Below are 15,830 nucleotides of genomic sequence, written 5' to 3' on the forward strand. Positions count from 1 at the left end.
GTTGCGCTGTCCTTCACCCACGTCACGGAGTCTTGGTGGCAACTTCGGCAGGAGCCGTCTTGGCGTAGACGTCCTTACTGACCTCATATCCGTGCTGGTCGAGCTCAAGTGCTTGTTCATTGACGTCGGCCAGTTGGGCGTCGGAGAGCTGTTCGATTTTTTCGAGGTCCAGGGTTTCCTGTTTCACGCCACCCTCGGCTGTCACCCTTACCAGCCCAGTGCCGGCTGAATAGAACTTACGCTGGTGGCCTACATCCGGTTCCAGCGGATTGTGCTCATCAATCACCAGCACGCCTTCGTAGCAGTCGGTGGGGACGCATAGCGCTACGTTGTCCTCGTAGGCACGCGCGCAATCGAGGAAACCCACTGAAGCCGCGTGAGCCTGAACATATTCCGGCGTGCCGGTCCGTGGCTGCGCTTGCATTGCAATGCCGGCTTGGCTCCCCGAAATCCCGTGGATGAAAGTATTGGGCGCCCCAATAAATTTGTCGTTTTCGAACTCCTCGGGATACTCACCGAAGAGCCAAACCGCTCCAGCGTTATCCTGGGCAAAAAAGGCCAGCTCCGATTCAACCAGCGCCCCGTCCTGGTAATCGCGGTCCCACATCACCAGGGTTTTCACACCGTCAATGACCTTGGTCAGGCCGGTTACGGTGTGTGTGACCCTGCGTTCGGTGGTGTCATCTTCAGCGGCGACCGTGCCGGTGGTGGAATACACGGTGCCTGGCTTTAGCGGAAACCACTTGTTGTCGATCGTCGGAGAGCTTTGGAAGGTGGTCTTGTCGAAGTTGACCGCAGACCCTGGCCCGCACAGCTCTGGCGCCTGCGACGTCGCTGTCGGCGACCCTGACGGCGATGCCGGCTCCGAAGTGCCGGTGGAGGTGGGCTGCGCTTGCCCGGCATCCGGCGCCGCGCACGACGCCACCGTCGACATTGCCAGAAGCAGCGTGAAAGCGGAACTAAGGGCTGATAGTCGTTTATTTGGCTGGAACATCATTGTGGCCTTCACTCTCGGAATTTATTGCTTTCAGCAACTGTCACGGGCGCCCCGTTTAGGAGCTCACCGAGGGGCAGCGCTGTCGAAACCGCGCCGGGTCTGGGACCGATCCGAAGACCTCTGTACGGGAGCGCGGAGAGCCGCCGAACACGCGGCCTCGAGCACAAGGTCAGGCCGTGCCGCGCCTTGGCGGGAGCGGGTCGGGACGCCATCACGGAATTTGATCGGAAATGGACACCAGCCTCACCCCTAATGACGGTTTCGACGTCGGAGGTTCCGTGCGTAGCCAAACACGGAGCCCGCGTGTGGTTGAGCCTAGGGCTGGCCTCCGTCAAGTGTCACGAGTAGCCGGTACTTGTTTTTCCGCCCGCCGCGCCGCAAGTACTTGCTCCCAAAAGAGCAGGCCCGCATAACAGCGGTCCGGACCCGCACGAACGGTGTTGCCCGGCACCGCTATTGCGGCGCAGGGCAGCGGTTACGGTAGGAACCCGGTTGCGGTAGGAGCAGGTCAGCGGCAGCCGCAGGCGGCGAGCGCCGTGGCGGCTCGGTCCAGGGCTTCCCGGTTCCCGGCGGCGCCAGGCTTCAGGTCGTTGCCGATGAAGGAGAAGACCAGGAGCCGGCCGTCGGCGTCCACCACGTAGCCGCTGAGGGCGATGACCGAATTCAGGGTCCCGGTCTTGGCCCGCACCAGGCCGGCACCGCGGGCCGTGGAGCCATCGACGTAGCGGGTGTCCAGTGTTCCGGTCAGCCCCGCGACCGGAAATCCATCCAGCGCGGCCCGCAAACGGGTGTCGGTCCCGCTGGTGATGGCACGCACCACTTCCGCGAACTGGCGGGCAGAGACCTGGTTGCCCAGCGCCAGCCCGGACACGTCCGCGAGCCGCATGGTGTCCGTAGGGATGCCCAAATCCGCGAGCTGTGCGCGGACTGCTCCAGTGGCGCCGTCGTTGCTGGCGGGCTCCCCCGCAGCCGCCGAGGCCATTCGGCCCAGGACCTCCGCCAGGTAGTTGTCCGAGGTCTGCAGCATGAGGTCCACCTGCTGGCCAACCGTGGCGGACTGGACCTCGGCAAGCACCGCCGGCTCTTCTGCCGGGGGCGCATCGCCCGAGGGTGCGGTGTAACGTTCGACGCCGGCCGCTACCGTGAGTCCCGCAGCGGCACCCGCCGTCTTGAGCTGCGCCGCAAACGCCTCGGCGGCGGTGATTGCAGAGTCCTGCGGGCGGGGTCCGGTGGTCACGGCCGGGTCAAAGCGCGCCGAGTTCAGCGCAAGCGGGTACAGCGGGGCAACCTCGCCCGCCGCAACGTCCCCGTCCGCCCAGGCGGGGTTCAGCGTTGGGCCGGTGAACAGGGAGTCGTCCACCAGGACCGTCAGCTCGCCGGTTGTTCCGGCGGCTTGGAGCGCGTTCACGGTGGCGGTGGCGAGGGTGGCGAGTCCGGCGCGGCCCATCACCTGGTTGGGCGCGGATTCCCCGGCACCCAGGAGGACGTCGCCACCGCCGGTGAGCACCACCTGATTGGCAGCGGGCCCGGCCAGGACCTTGGTGCTGAAACGGTGGTCCGGCCCGATTGCGCGCAGGGCGGCCACGGCAGTGAGCAGCTTCATATTGGAGGCGGGGATCCGGCTCTCCGAACCTCCGCGGTCAAACAGGACCTGGCCAGTGAGCGCATCCTGGACCAGCCCCGTGAAGCTGCCGTCGCCGTCGGGCTTTAACAATCCGCCCAACTGAGCGGCGACCGCGGAGGGCAGCGGGATGGGCGCCGACTCCGTGAGCGGAGAAAGGCCCATTCTGGCGGAAAGCGCGGTGGGGGCCTGCTGCCAGGCGGGCACTTCGGGTGTCGCCGCAGGACGCGGGCTGACGAAAGCAGGGGCAACCAGCCACGCGGCGGGAAGGGCCAGCATAACGATCACGGCCAGGAGCAGCGCGGTGGGCCAGGCACGCAGTCTGCGCTGGACCGTGCGCCTGAACGCCGCCCTTATCCCTGCGGGACGCGATGTTTCCTTCATGCTGGTGCTGGTCCTCAAGTCCTGAAATTTCCCCGCAAGTTCCTGAAACCTGGGCCTCTCGCTATATCCTCAATAGTAGTCGGCGGCACCGACACTCCTTTTTGTTGTTCGTCTCCTGTGCCGCGAACCCCCTGCAATTGCCGAGGAGCATTCCATGAAGCATGACGTGACCATCGAGATCCCCAAGGGATCTCGCGTCAAGTACGAAGTTGACCACGAGACCGGCCGCGTCCGCCTGGACCGCGTCCTCTTCACCTCCATGCAGTACCCCACGCACTACGGTTTCTTCGAGAACACCCTGGGCGAAGACGGCGACCCGCTGGACGCACTGGTGCTCCTGCAGGACTTCGACCTGCACCCCGGCGTCATCGTTGAGTCCCGCCCCATCGGCGTTTTCAACATGACCGACGACGGCGGCGGCGACGCCAAGGTCCTGTGCGTCCCGGTTGACGCCCGTTTTGACCACATCCAGGAAATCAGCGATGTCAGCGAATTCCTGATCAAGGAAATCGAGCACTTCTTCACCCGTTACAAGGACCTGGAGCCGGGCAAGTGGGTCAAGGCCGAGGGCTGGGGCGACCGCGCCGCCGCCGAGGCCGAGCTGGAAGCCTCCATCAAGCGTTACGTGCCGGCAGCGCACTAGTCCGCACGGTCTCAGCAACGCGGGGTCACTTCCCGCCCATTCCACCTCCGGAATTGGGCAGGAAGTGACCCCGCATTGTGGTTTAAGGTGGAGGGTGAGTTCCGAGCCTTCGAATCCCCCGTATTTTGAGCCGCCGTATTTTGAACCGCCGTGCGGGCCCATCACAGGGTGGCGGGACGGTGAGGTGGTTCGCGCAACCGGTATCCCCTACGCCACCGCGGGCCGCTTTCAGCCTCCGGTGACAGCGCCCGACTGGACTGCCGGTTTTGCTGCCACCACCCTCTCGCCCGCCTGCCCGCAGGGCCCCGTTCCGTTCCTGGACGACGTCCTGGGTACCCGGTACGGCGAGCTCCCCGGAAGTGAGGACTGCCAGCGCCTGTCGATCACGGCTCCGGCCGGGCTTGCCGACGGCGAACAGGTCCCCGTCATGGTGTGGCTGCACGGCGGCTCCTACACGTCCGGCTCCGGCGACCTGGCGATCTTTGATGCCCAGTCCCTGGTATCGGAGAACCGGGTCATCGTGGTCTCCGTGACCTACCGCCTGGGCCTGTTCGGATATTTGGCCACCGGCACCGGCCGGCCCGCGAACCTCGGCCTGCTGGACCAGTTGGAAGCGTTCCGGTGGGTGCAGCGCAACATTTCGGCCTTCGGTGGGGATCCGGGGCGGGTCACCGCGTTCGGGCAGTCCGCAGGCGGCGACTCCGTAGCCCACCTCATGGCGACGCCCGAGGCACCGTCCCTGTTCCAGCGGGCCATCATCCAGAGTGCACCGCTGGGGATCACCCGCGGCCGGCACAAGATGAGCCGTGCCATGGGCATCGCCGCCGAAGCCGTCACGGAGGACACCCCGATGCTGGACGTTGTGGCCATCGAAGACCACGTGTCACAGGTGGCCCGGAAGTACGGCCTGATGGCGGCCATGCCGTTCGGCACGCAGTACAGCCACGCCCCGCTGCCGCCGGAATCACGCGTCGAGGCCGCCTGGAACGCCACGGCCCCGGGCATCGAAGTGCTGATCGGGCACACGTCCGACGAGGCCCGGCTGTTCCTGCCCCGCAGTCCCGTAGTCAGCCTGCTGGGCAAAGTCCCGGTGCTGGGTGCGGCCGCCGTGAAAGCCATCAACTGGGCGGTGACGGAGGCGGTCTACGGCCGGGCAGCCCGGAAGTTTGCCCGCCGTCACGCCCGCGCGGGAGGCAAGGCCTACAGCTACCTGCTGTCCTGGGGCGCACCGGGAAACTTCTACCGCGCCGCACACACCGTTGACCTGCCGCTGCTCTTCGGAAACCAGCAGACCTGGGCCGCCGCCGGGCTCCTCAAGGGCGCAACCTGGGCTGAGATCGACGCCGTGGGCCGCGAGATGCGCCGGCTGTGGGCTGACTTTGCCCGCGGCGACGGCCTTGAGCAGGCGGGCAGGATTCCCGGCGCGCTGCAGTACCGTGCAGCGCGATGAGGACACTGGGCGTCGATCTAGCAGCGGCGACCAAAAAGACGGCCGTCGCCGTCTTGGAATGGGATGCTGGCACTGCGCGCCTGGAGCACCTCGCCCTCGACGTGCATGACAGGGAAATTGTGGAACTGTTCGGCGCCAGTTCGATGACCGCGATCGACTGCCCAGTTGGCTGGCCGGACGCCTTCTTGCCGTTCCTGACAGGCCACCTGAATTTTGACGCGCATCCAGTCCTGGACCACGACGGCATCGAGGGACGCCGACTGCTGGCCTACCGGGAAACTGACCGCTTCGTCACGGGGCACACCGGGCTGATTCCGCTAAGCGTCTCCGCCGACCGGCTCGCCCACCCGGCCATGCGGTGTGCTGTGATTCAGGCCAAGATCGCCGCTGAGTACGGGCCGCAGGCCAGGGACGGGTCCGGCCGCTTAGCAGAGGTCTACCCTGCAGCCTCCCTCAAAGTCTGGGGTCTCCAGGCCCGTGGCTACAAAGGCCGGGGCACTCCTGAGTCCAAGCGTCTTGGTGTGATTCTGGAGCAGCTGGTCGCGGCGGCGCCATGGCTGGACCTTGCCGGCAACGAGGACCGGCTGACTGCCTCCGACGACCTTTTTGACGCGGTGATCGCCTCTTTGACCGCCCGCGCCGTGGCGGCGACCCAGACTCTCCGTCCACCGGACCTTTATGCTGCCGCAGCTCTAACCGAAGGCTGGATCCACGTTCCGTCCGGCCCGCTGGCCGATCTCTTGGCCTAGCTGCTTTCCTTTTGGGCCATCAGCGTCCAGTTCCGGATCTCCTCCGGGTCCTCGCCGTGCGTGCGGGTGTGTTCGCGGGCCTGGATCCGCCGGTCCTGAAGGTCCTGCCGCAGCAGCGAGTGCTTTTCGGCCAGGCCGGGTACGCGGTCAATGGCGTCGATGGCCAGCTGGAAGCGGTCGATCCCGTTGAGCATGGCCATGTCGAACGGCGTGGTGGTGGTCCCTTCCTCCTTGTAGCCGCGCACGTGCAGGCCGTCCTGGTTGGTGCGGCGGTAGGCCAGCCGGTGGATCAGCGAGGGATAGCCGTGGTAGGCGAAGATGATCGGTTTGTCCGGGGTAAAGATGCCGTCAAAGTCCGACGCCGGAAGGCCGTGCGGGTGCTCACTCACGTCCTGGAGCCGCATCAGGTCAACCACGTTGACCACGCGGACCTTCAGCCCCGGGACGCCCCGCTTCAGCAGTTCGGCCGCGGCCACTGTTTCCACCGTAGGCACATCCCCGGCACAGGCCAGAACAACATCCGGGTCCTCCCCTGGCACCTCCGAACCCGCGAATTCCCAGATGCCCAGGCCGCGGCGGCAGTGGTTCGCTGCGTCGCCCGGGCCCAGCCAGGTGGGCGACGGCTGCTTGCCGCTGACCACAATGTTCACGTAATCGGTGGATGCCAGGCAGTGCTCCATGACCGAGAGCAGCGTGTTCACGTCCGGCGGCAGGTACACCCGGATGACCTCGGCTTTCTTGTTCACCGCGTGATCGATGAATCCGGGATCCTGATGCGAAAAACCGTTGTGGTCCTGCTGCCACACATGGGACGAGAGCAGGTAGTTCAGCGACGCCACGGGCTGGCGCCACGGGCTGGCGCCACGGGAGCTTGAGGTGGACCTTGAGCCACTTGGCGTGCTGGTTGAACATGGAATCCACAATGTGGATGAAGGCCTCGTAACAGCTGAACACCCCGTGCCGGCCGGACAGGAGGTACCCTTCCAGCCAGCCCTGGCACAGGTGCTCGCTGAGCACCTCCAGAACCCGGCCCGAACGCGCAAGGTGCTCGTCGACGTCGTCAATCCGGTACTGCCAGACCTTGTCCGTCACTTCGTAGACGGCCTGAAGCCGGTTGGATGCCGTCTCATCCGGCCCGAAGAGGCGGAAGTTCTCCATGTTCAGCGAGATAACGTCCCGCATCCACGAGCCCAGGGTGATCATGGGGCTGATCCGTTCGGTTCCCGGCGCCGCGACGTCGACGGCGTGGGCTGCGTAGGCGGGCAGCTTCAGCGGTGTGCGAAGGAGTCCGCCGTTGGCGTGCGGGGTGGCGCTCATCCGGAGGTTTCCGGTGGGCGCATTCGTGGCTACGTCGGGCCTGAGCCTGCCCTCGGCGTCGAACAGCTCCTCCGGACGGTAGGAGTTCAGCCACTCCTCCAGCTGTTTCAGGTGTGCGCCGTTGGTGCGGACTTCCGCCAGCGGGACCTGGTGGCTCCGCCAGGTGCCCTCCACCTGGAGTCCGTCCACTATCCGCGGTCCCGTCCAGCCCTTGGGCGAGCGCAGCACAATCATGGGCCAGTGCGGCGCAGCGGCGCTTCCTGCGGCACCGGCCGCAGTGCCGCCGTCGTCCGCTGTCCCGCCCGCCCCGTCCGCCCCGCCCCGGCGGGAGTCCTGGATGGCGCGGATCCCGGTCAGGCAGGTGTCGACGGCGGCCGCGAAGTCCCGGTGCGCCTGCTCCGTGTCGTTCGGGTCCTCGACGGTCACGAAATACGGTTCGTGGCCGTAACCGCGCAGCAGCTGCTCCAGCTGCTCCTGCGGCATGCGCGCCAGGATAGTGGGGTTGGCGATCTTGTAGCCGTTCAGGTGCAGGATGGGCAGGACGGCACCATCCGCGGCCGGATCCAGGAAGTTGTGCGAGTGCCAGCTCGCCGCGAGCGGCCCCGTTTCGGCCTCGCCGTCGCCGATCACGACGGCGGTGATCAGCTGGGGATTGTCGAACACGGACCCGTAGGCGTGGGCCAGCGCGTACCCGAGTTCACCGCCTTCGCTGATGGAACCCGGGGTTTCCGGCGCCGCGTGGCTGGGAATGCCGCCGGGGTAGGAAAACTGGCGGAAGAGTTCGGCCATTCCTGCCTCGTCGGGGCCCACCTGGCCGTAGATTTCCGAGTACGTGCCCTCAAGCCAGGCGTTCGCCACAACAGCAGGACCGCCATGGCCCGGGCCGGCAACGAAGAGCATCTCCTGTTGGTCCCGGCGGATCACACGGTTGAGGTGTGCGTACACAAAGTTCAGCCCGGGAGTGGTGCCCCAGTGGCCCAGGAGCCTGGATTTGGTGTGGTCCGCAGCAAGGGGTTCCCGCAGCAGCGGATTTGAGCGCAGGTAGATCTGCCCCACGGAAAGGTAGTTCGCGGCCCGCCACCAACGGTCCACGAGGTCCAGTGTTTCCTCCCCCAAGTTGTCCTGCCCCATGCTGCCGGCCATGACCATCCTCACGTAGCTGCGCGCCGCCGTCGGCAGCCGAGCCTCCATCGCAACACCTATCGGTACGCGGCACAACCCTGGCCCTAAGGGACTCCTTGCCGACTTGCCCTGGGCCAACTACTAACCGGTAGTCTGTGTTTCACATGTTCACGTTGACCATCAACCAGACCGACAGCCGGCGCGACGGCGACCGCGTCCCTCAGCTGCTGAAGGACCTGCGGCACATACCCGCGCGCCTGGATTTCGACCGGTCTGTGGAGGATGAAGTCCAGGGCATCGTGGACTGCCCGCATCAGGCCGTGGAGGCTGCCCTGATCGCCCTGCGCTGCGGCTCCTGGTACGTGGGGCTCGGCGTCGGGCCGGTCAACGAGCCGCTTCCCAACCAAATCAAGGATGCCTCCGGCCACGGCCTGATCTATGCCCGGCGCGCGGTGGACAGGCTCCGGAACAGCAAGGAACGCATCCCGGTCGCAGTGGAAGGACCGTTGGCAGACGTCGCCCACGAGGCCGAGGCCGTGCTGCGGCTTTTGGGCCATATAGTGCGGGACAGATCCGGGGCTGAATGGCGCGTGCTGGACCTCATGACTCCCGGCGTCCGCGGACAGCAGAAAGCGGTGGCCCAGGAACTCAGCATCACCACCCAGGCCGTCAGCAAAGCAGTGGCCCGGTCCCAATGGAACGAGGAACACGCTGCCCGCCCCGCTGCTGCACGGTTGCTTGCACTCATCCTTGAGGTGCGCTGAACGCAGCTGACTCACGCCGCCGCTACTGCATGGCGCCGATGATCGCCCCCATCGCCGTGAACGTCACGATGTTGTAGCTGGCATTGATGGCGAACAGCATGAGGCTGCGGCGTTCAAAGAGGTAGTTGACGCCCAGGGCAGCCGCAACCCAGGCCGCGCCCGCAGCCAGCCCGGCCAGGGCACCGAATCCGGCACCGCCGTCGCCGATAAACGCCGCGAGCACCACGGCCATCACCGCTGCGAGCAGGAACGATCCCACAAAAACCCGCACGGTCCCGCTCTTCAGCTGCTCAGCCGTGACACCGGCCTCGCGCTGCCATACCTTAGCGAAGAGCACCGAGTACCAGAGCCCTCCCACGATGAAGCTCGCTAGGGCGGAACGAGGGCGTCCACGAGGCCCTCAACGAGCCGTCCCACATCGGGGAGATCTACCCTGACGGCATCCACGGTGCCATCGCGGCCGGGCTGCGCTCCTACTACCCAGACGCCGAGATCACGACGGCGGTCCTGGCCACCGACGATGAGCACGGCCTCGACGAGGACATCCTCGCCGACACCGACGTCCTGCTGTGGTGGGGCCACATGGCCCACGCCGAGGTGAGCGAGGCCGTCGTCGAACGCGTCCACCGCCACGTCCTGGGCGGGATGGGGCTCATCGTGCTCCACTCGGGGCACTTCGCCAAGGTATTCACCCGCCTGCTGGGCACCAGCTGCTCCCTGGCGTGGCGGAACGACGGCGAACGCGAGCTGGTGTGGACCGTCAAGCCGTCGCATCCCATCGCCGAGGGTGTAGACAGTCCCATCGTCATCCCCGAGCAGGAGATGTACGGCGAGCTGTTCGACATCCCGGACCCCGACCACCTGATCTTCATCAGCTCCTTCGCCGGCGGCGAGGTGTTCCGGTCCGGTGTCACGTTCACCCGCGGCAAGGGCCGGATCTTCTACTTCAGCCCCGGCGACCAGGAATACCCGGTGTACCACCACCCGCAGATCCAGCGGGTCCTCGCAAACGGCGTGCGCTGGGCGGCCCAGCCTGAGCTGCACCGATCCGTACCGGCCCTTCCCGGGGCTGGTTCGAGGGGGCTTAGCGTTTGGCAAGCACCCACGAGTTTTGTCCACATAATGCCCGTTTGGAGGCGTTTGGCGGCATTATCTGGACAAAAACTCCAGGCAAGTCGGCAGAAGCAGCTCTACGACAGGAGGCTGCGCAGCACGTGCGCGGCGCCGTCGTCGAGCACCGAAAGCGTGACCTCATCCGCGGCGGCGATAACTTCCTCCGGGGCCTGGCCCATGGCGACTCCGCGCCCGGCCCAGCCCAGCATTTCGATGTCGTTCCGGCCGTCGCCAATGGCCACGGTCCGGTGGGGTTCAGCCCCCAACTGGCCGCGGAGCCGTTCGAGCGCGCTGGCCTTGGTGACGCCGGCTGCGGCGATATCCAGCCACGCCGTCCAGCCGACCGAGTAGGTAACGCCGGCCAGTCCGATCTCCTGGATGGTTGCGGTGAACTCTTCCGGGGTGTTTTCGGTGCTGAACACCACCAGGCGGACGGCGGTGGCTTCGAGCAGAGTCTGGAAGTCGACGCCGATGGCCTCGACGCCGAAGCTGGCGTCTTGGAAGCGTTCCGTGGACAGGAAGTTGCCGTCCTCGTCCTCCAGCGCGTACTTGGCCGTGGGCAGCTTCTGGCGTAACGCCCTCAGCGCCGGGGCCGGATCGAAGGTGGCCTTGTGGATGATTTCATATCCGTCGGTCAGGTCCGGATCCAGCCGGAGCGTCACGCCGCCGTTGCAGCAGACGGCGTAGCCGCGGTCGATGCCGATCTGCTCGATGATGGGCAGCGTGGCGTTCAGGGAACGGCCGGTGGCGATGAGGACGTCGTGCCCTGCAGCCACCACGGCCTGGGCGGCCTCACGGACAGGCACTGACATGTGGCCGTCGTGGTCCACCAGGGTTCCGTCCACGTCCAGGGCAACCATGAACTTGGCGGTGCTGTTTTCGCTTGCGATCCGCTGGTCATCGATGCCAGCGACTGTGGTTTCAGTCAATGTAGTCATACATCCAGTAGACCAGAGACCCCCTAAAACCGGCTAGGACGCAGGCCACAGCGCGCATGAACACCCGGTTAATACTCACAGGGTTATCCCCAGTGTGAGTGTTAACCTTGGGCACGCTGTCCGCCTCCCGGCCAGCCGTAGATTCCCCGCCGGGTCCTGGAGGTACTCGAATTGGCTGACGAGGCTTCGGAATCCGTAGGCGAGTCCCGGAGCAGAGCACTCATCCACATCTTGGGGCTCCCGGCTCCGGTCCTGCAGCATTCCTTTTATGACCATGAAGGTTTCATTGCACGGACGGACTTCTTCTGGCCTGAATGCGGCGTCGTTGGGGAGTTCGACGGCGACGCCAAGTACCTCGACGACGACCTCCTGGACGGCCGCAGCACACGGGAAACCGTCCTGGCCGAGAAGAAGCGTGAAGATCGGCTCCGGGCGCTTGGCTACAAGGTCGTCCGCTGGGACTGGAAAGCCGTAACCGACCCGGAGTTATTGCGGCGGAAACTTGAACGCGCCGGAGTAACACGCAAGAATCCCCGCCGCGTGGCCTAATCCCCCTCGCGTTACAAGGGGAATCGACCACGCGGCGGGGAATTGTCAGCGAGGCAGCCGGAGCCTAAAGGACCGGGAAGACTTCCATGCCGCCGAGGTACTTCTGCAGTGCGGCCGGGACGTTGACCGAGCCATCGGCGTTCTGGTGGTGCTCCAGGATGGCCACGATCCAGCGGGTGGTGGCCAGCGTGCCGTTGAGGGTGGCTACGGCACGGGTGCCCTTGGCAACGCCTTCGTCGTTGACCACACGCTCGCGGATGTTCAGGCGGCGGGCCTGGAACGTGGTGCAGTTCGAGGTGGAGGTCAGCTCACGGTAGGCGCCCTGCGTCGGAACCCAGGCTTCGCAGTCGAACTTGCGGGCCGCGGACATGCCGAGGTCGCCGGCGGCGGTGTCAATGACGCGGTACGGGAGCTCGCACTTGGCCAGCATCTCCTCTTCCCAGGCCAGGAGCCGTTCGTGTTCGGCTGCGGCCTTCTCCACCGTGGTGTAAACGAACATCTCCACCTTGTTGAACTGGTGGACACGGATGATGCCGCGGGTGTCCTTGCCGTGCGAGCCAGCCTCACGGCGGTAGCAGGAGCTCTGCCCGGCGAACCGGATCGGGCCGGTCGTCAGGTCCAGGATCTCGTCCGCGTGGTAGCCGGCCAAGGCAACCTCGGAGGTGCCCACCAGGTAAAGGTCGTCCTCGGCGAGACGGTAGATCTCGGCGTCGTGCTTTACATCAAAGCCTGTGCCCTGCATGGTTTCGGGGCGCACCAAGGTTGGGGTGATCATGGGAACGAAGCCGGCCTCGATGGCCTGGTCCATGGCCATCTGCAGCAACGCCATCTCCAGGCGTGCACCCACGCCGCGCAGGAAGTAGAAGCGTGAGCCCGAAACTTTCGCGCCGCGCTCCATGTCGATGGCGCCGATCAGCTCACCGATTTCCAGGTGGTCCTTCGGCTCGAAATCGGGGAACTCGCGGGGCGTTCCAACGGTTTTGACCACCACGTAGTCGTCCTCGCCGCCCTCGGGGACGCCGCCCTCAATAAGGTTCGGGATACTGCGCAGCAGTTCGTCCTGCTTGGCCTGGGCAGCGTCTGCTTCGGCCGATGCGGCCTTCACAGTGTTGGCCAGTTCCTTGACCTCGGCGAGCAGGGCTTTCTTCTCATCGCCCTTGGCCTGCGCCACCTGCTTGCCGAAGACGTTCTGCTCGGCGCGGAGGTTTTCAAACCGGATCAGGGCGGCACGCCTGGCGGAGTCTGCGGCCATGATCGCGTCCACCACTGATTCGTCTGCGCCGCGGGCGCGCTGGCTGGCACGGAACTTATCCGGGTTTTCGCTGAGGTCTTTTACGTCGATCACCAGACAAGAGTATCGAATCCGGCGGAACCAACACTGCCGGGCCGGACGGGGGGGGAATCGCGGCGCCGCGGCCGGGATACTGTTGAAGCACCATGAACGACTGGCTTCTCTACGTCCTGAGCGCGGCGGCGCTGGCTTTCGCCGTCTCCAGCTGGTGGGGCGTCCGGAAGCTCAAGGCCCTGCACGTCCGCAGCGCGGTCCATGAAGAAGCGCACGAAACGGGCCTCACCCAGCAACGCGTGGTCGTCATCCTCAACCCCGTCAAGGCACGTGCCCCCGAAGCGAAGGAAGCCATCCGGCGCGCCTGCCTGACAGCCGGCTGGGACGAACCCCTCTTCCTGGAGACGACCGCCGATGACCCGGGATACTCCCAGGCCCGGTCGGCCCTGAACTACAAGGCCGACGTCGTTCTGGTGGGCGGTGGCGACGGTACTGTGCGGGTGGTGGCAGAGTCCCTCGCACACACGGATGTGGCCATGGGCCTGATTCCGCTGGGGACGGGAAACCTCCTGGCGCGAAACGTGGATCTGGATGTCAACGACCTTCACGCCAACGTGCAGACAGCGCTTTTCGGCCACCAACGCTACATCGATACCGCGCGGATGGGCATCGAGAATTCCCGCACGGGACACTCGTCTGAGCACGCATTCCTGGTTATCGCCGGGATCGGCATGGACGCCGAAATACTCGCTGATACCAATGCCGGCCTCAAGAAAGCCGTGGGTTGGCTTGCTTATACCGAGGCCGGAATGCGTCACATGCCCGGGCGGCGACGGAAGGTATCAGTCGCGCTGGATGACAAGCCGGAGCAGGTCCGGAACATCCGCAGCGTCCTCTTTGCCAACTGTGGGCTGGTCCCGGGCGGGATCGATTTCATCCCGGAAGCCATGATCGATGACGGCATGCTGGACGTGGTGGTCATGAGCCCCCGCAGCGCCATCGGCTGGCTGGCCATGTACGCGAAAATCCTCTTTAAACACAAGGGCAACCTGCCCATCATGACGATGTACCGGGCCGGCCGAATCGTCATCAAGTGCCCGGAGCCCATGCCGACACAGATCGACGGCGACACGTCCGGGTTGGCCACCAAGCTCACCGTCCGGGTGGAGCCGCGCTCGCTTCTGATAAGGGTCAAGGGCCAACCAGCCTGAGCCGGTCCCGTCTCAGGCGGTTGCCTTCTTGGCAGCTCCAGCCTCTGCAGCAGCTTTCGCGGCACGTGCCTCGGACTGCTCACGGATCATGGCCTGCTCCTCTTCGAAGCGCAGGCGGTCGGCGCGGTCAGCGTCATCCCCGTCCCAGTCCTGGTTGTCGGCTGTGGGCTTCGGATTAACGATCATGCCCTGGCCGTCGTTGTCTGTGCTGCTGGTACTCATGACCTGTTCCCTTCATTAGGGGCCATCCCCCAAGTGGATCAAGCAAGCATACGCACAGTAACTATCACAGGGAAGTACCTTGGCCTACGCTGTGGGCGAAGCCTCGGGCGGCGTCAAGCTCCGTTCATTCCCCTGCAGAATCCGCCCGACCCATTCATGCGCCGCCCGGAATGCCTCGTCAGATGTGTGTTGCGCGACGCTGGAGCTTTGGGCGTCCGCCCGTCCATAGGAGCCAAGGAAGCGGGTGGCCGGGCTGATGCGGTGAAGGCCAGCCAAGGCGTCGGCCACACGGGCGTCCGCGATGTGCCCATCGGCGTCGATGCTGAAAAAGTAGTGTCCCAGATACTGACCCGTCGGCCGGGATTCGATCCGGCTGAGGTTCACGCCCCTCGTGGCGAACTGGTCCAGGATTTCCATCAGCGCACCCGGGCGGTCTTCCGGAAGCGGGACTACGACGGTGGTCTTATCCGCACCGGTCCGTTCAGGTAATGCGCCCGGCCTGCTCACCAGGATGAACCGCGTCACCGCACCCGGGTTGTCGCCGATGTTTTCCGCCAGGACGGTCAGCCCCGGCTGCTCCTGGGCCACAATGGGCGCACAGATCGCGGCGTCGTAGTGGGCGTCGCCGCCCAGGAGCCCCATGGCGGCCGCCGCGGTGGAGGAACCGGCAACATATTCTGCACCTGGAATATTCGCATCCACCCAGAGACGGCACTGTGCCCAGGCATGGCCGTGAGTGGAAATGCGGCGGATATCATCAATGCCCACTCCGGGTCGGGCCACCAGGACAAAGCTGATGGGGACCAGGACTTCGCGGATGATGCGGAGTTCCTGCCCGCCGGCGATGGCGTCTAGGGTGGCCGTGACCCCGCCTTCCACCGAGTTCTCAATGGGGACCATCGCTGCGTCCGCAGAGCCATCGCGGACCATGTCCAGCGCAGCGTTGACGTTGGAGGCCGGGATGCGATAGGCCTCTCCGGCATCCGGAACCTGCATCAATGCCGCCTCGGTAAAGGTGCCCTGAGGCCCGAGGAAAGTGTACGTAACAGGTGTCGCGGGCATGGATTCCTCTGTGGTGACGGGACGCAGGTTCGGGCTGAACTAAAGAATGAGCGGCTTGAGGCCGTTGTCGGACACGAGTGGCTTGCCGGACTCGAGCCACTGGTCCATTCCGCCGGCCACGTTGATGGCTGTATAGCCCTGTCCGGTGAGCCATTGCGCGGCGCGGAAGGACCGTCCGCCAGTGCGGCAGATGACATAGACGTCCTGGTCCGGGTCCAGTTCGTCAAGCCGCGCCGGAAGCTGGTCCAGGGGAATGTGCACAGCGTCCTCAGCGTGTCCGGCTACCCATTCGTAGTCTTCGCGGACATCCAGGATCACGGCGTCGGCTGGGACGTCGTTGACGGGCACGGTATCAAAATCGCTCATGGGAGTCCTCTTTCGGAGAATCACGGGTCTCCTTCCA

General features: G+C 65.5%; 14 protein-coding genes and 2 pseudogenes. 7 read left to right on the top strand and 9 right to left on the bottom strand.

The annotated features are described in order from the left end of the window. Window positions 1-22: 22 nt before the first annotated feature. Both ACX80M_RS14875 and dacB read right to left on the bottom strand, forming a co-directional pair. Window positions 23-1,009 carry a hypothetical protein gene (locus ACX80M_RS14875; protein ID WP_252601785.1) on the bottom strand — a complete coding sequence of 329 codons (987 nt, stop codon included), beginning with the start codon at window positions 1,007-1,009 and terminating at the stop codon, window positions 23-25. Between the two features lie 496 nt (window positions 1,010-1,505). Further along, complete coding sequence (dacB, locus tag ACX80M_RS14880; protein ID WP_459309906.1) at window positions 1,506-3,002, bottom strand: D-alanyl-D-alanine carboxypeptidase/D-alanyl-D-alanine endopeptidase; 1,497 nt, start codon at window positions 3,000-3,002, stop codon at window positions 1,506-1,508. A 154-nt stretch (window positions 3,003-3,156) separates the two neighbouring features. On the opposite strand from dacB, the gene ACX80M_RS14885 reads away from it, so the two are divergent. From ACX80M_RS14885 to ACX80M_RS14895, 3 genes are all read left to right on the top strand, one after another. Then, on the top strand, window positions 3,157-3,645 hold the full coding sequence (locus ACX80M_RS14885; protein WP_056347687.1) for an inorganic diphosphatase: 489 nt from the start codon (window positions 3,157-3,159) through the stop codon (window positions 3,643-3,645). 160 nt (window positions 3,646-3,805) lie between these two features. Then, a complete protein-coding gene (locus tag ACX80M_RS14890; protein WP_459309927.1) occupies window positions 3,806-5,095 on the top strand; it encodes a carboxylesterase family protein in 1,290 nt (429 codons plus the stop codon). Continuing rightward, a complete protein-coding gene (locus tag ACX80M_RS14895; protein WP_459309907.1) occupies window positions 5,092-5,844 on the top strand; it encodes a DUF429 domain-containing protein in 753 nt (250 codons plus the stop codon). The genes ACX80M_RS14890 and ACX80M_RS14895 overlap by 4 nt, the downstream gene beginning before the upstream one ends. Here ACX80M_RS14895 and ACX80M_RS14900 read toward each other — a convergent pair. Next, window positions 5,841-8,304, bottom strand: a pseudogene (locus tag ACX80M_RS14900) (phosphoketolase family protein). The gene ACX80M_RS14895 and the pseudogene ACX80M_RS14900 overlap by 4 nt on opposite strands. Window positions 8,305-8,447: 143 nt before the next feature. Between ACX80M_RS14900 and ACX80M_RS14905 the strand changes: the two are divergent. Further along, window positions 8,448-9,047 (top strand): hypothetical protein, encoded by a 600-nt coding sequence (locus tag ACX80M_RS14905; protein ID WP_252601791.1) that lies wholly within the window; start codon window positions 8,448-8,450, stop codon window positions 9,045-9,047. Window positions 9,048-9,069: 22 nt separating this feature from the next. Here the strand turns inward: ACX80M_RS14905 and ACX80M_RS14910 are convergent, their stop codons facing one another. After that, a complete protein-coding gene (locus ACX80M_RS14910; protein WP_252601793.1) occupies window positions 9,070-9,405 on the bottom strand; it encodes a DUF1761 domain-containing protein in 336 nt (111 codons plus the stop codon). 149 nt (window positions 9,406-9,554) lie between these two features. Between ACX80M_RS14910 and ACX80M_RS14915 the strand changes: the two are divergent. Next, window positions 9,555-10,013: pseudogene (locus tag ACX80M_RS14915) on the top strand (ThuA domain-containing protein); the annotation flags it as partial. Window positions 10,014-10,237: 224 nt separating this feature from the next. On the opposite strand, the gene ACX80M_RS14920 reads toward ACX80M_RS14915, so the two are convergent. Then, window positions 10,238-11,098, bottom strand: coding sequence for an HAD family hydrolase (locus tag ACX80M_RS14920; RefSeq protein WP_252610908.1), 861 nt, complete (start codon window positions 11,096-11,098; stop codon window positions 10,238-10,240). Window positions 11,099-11,269: 171 nt separating this feature from the next. Here ACX80M_RS14920 and ACX80M_RS14925 point away from each other — a divergent pair, with 171 nt between their 5' ends. Further along, window positions 11,270-11,647, top strand: coding sequence for a hypothetical protein (locus tag ACX80M_RS14925; RefSeq protein WP_252601799.1), 378 nt, complete (start codon window positions 11,270-11,272; stop codon window positions 11,645-11,647). Window positions 11,648-11,711: 64 nt separating this feature from the next. Here the strand turns inward: ACX80M_RS14925 and serS are convergent, their stop codons facing one another. Next, window positions 11,712-12,992: a serine--tRNA ligase gene (gene serS / locus ACX80M_RS14930; RefSeq protein ID WP_459309908.1), complete on the bottom strand. Its 1,281-nt coding sequence runs from the start codon at window positions 12,990-12,992 to the stop codon at window positions 11,712-11,714. Between the two features lie 92 nt (window positions 12,993-13,084). Here serS and ACX80M_RS14935 point away from each other — a divergent pair, with 92 nt between their 5' ends. Then, complete coding sequence (locus ACX80M_RS14935) at window positions 13,085-14,143, top strand: diacylglycerol/lipid kinase family protein (protein ID WP_459309909.1); 1,059 nt, start codon at window positions 13,085-13,087, stop codon at window positions 14,141-14,143. 12 nt (window positions 14,144-14,155) lie between these two features. On the opposite strand, the gene ACX80M_RS14940 is transcribed toward ACX80M_RS14935, so the two are convergent. The 3 genes from ACX80M_RS14940 to ACX80M_RS14950 form a co-directional block, all read right to left on the bottom strand. Then, a complete protein-coding gene (locus tag ACX80M_RS14940) occupies window positions 14,156-14,365 on the bottom strand; it encodes a hypothetical protein (protein WP_056347667.1) in 210 nt (69 codons plus the stop codon). 84 nt (window positions 14,366-14,449) lie between these two features. Beyond that, window positions 14,450-15,427: a prephenate dehydratase gene (gene pheA / locus ACX80M_RS14945; RefSeq protein WP_459309910.1), complete on the bottom strand. Its 978-nt coding sequence runs from the start codon at window positions 15,425-15,427 to the stop codon at window positions 14,450-14,452. 39 nt (window positions 15,428-15,466) lie between these two features. After that, window positions 15,467-15,793 (bottom strand): rhodanese-like domain-containing protein, encoded by a 327-nt coding sequence (locus ACX80M_RS14950; protein WP_056347663.1) that lies wholly within the window; start codon window positions 15,791-15,793, stop codon window positions 15,467-15,469. Window positions 15,794-15,830: the final 37 nt, after the last annotated feature.

The organism is Pseudarthrobacter sp. MDT1-22 (assembly GCF_054511035.1).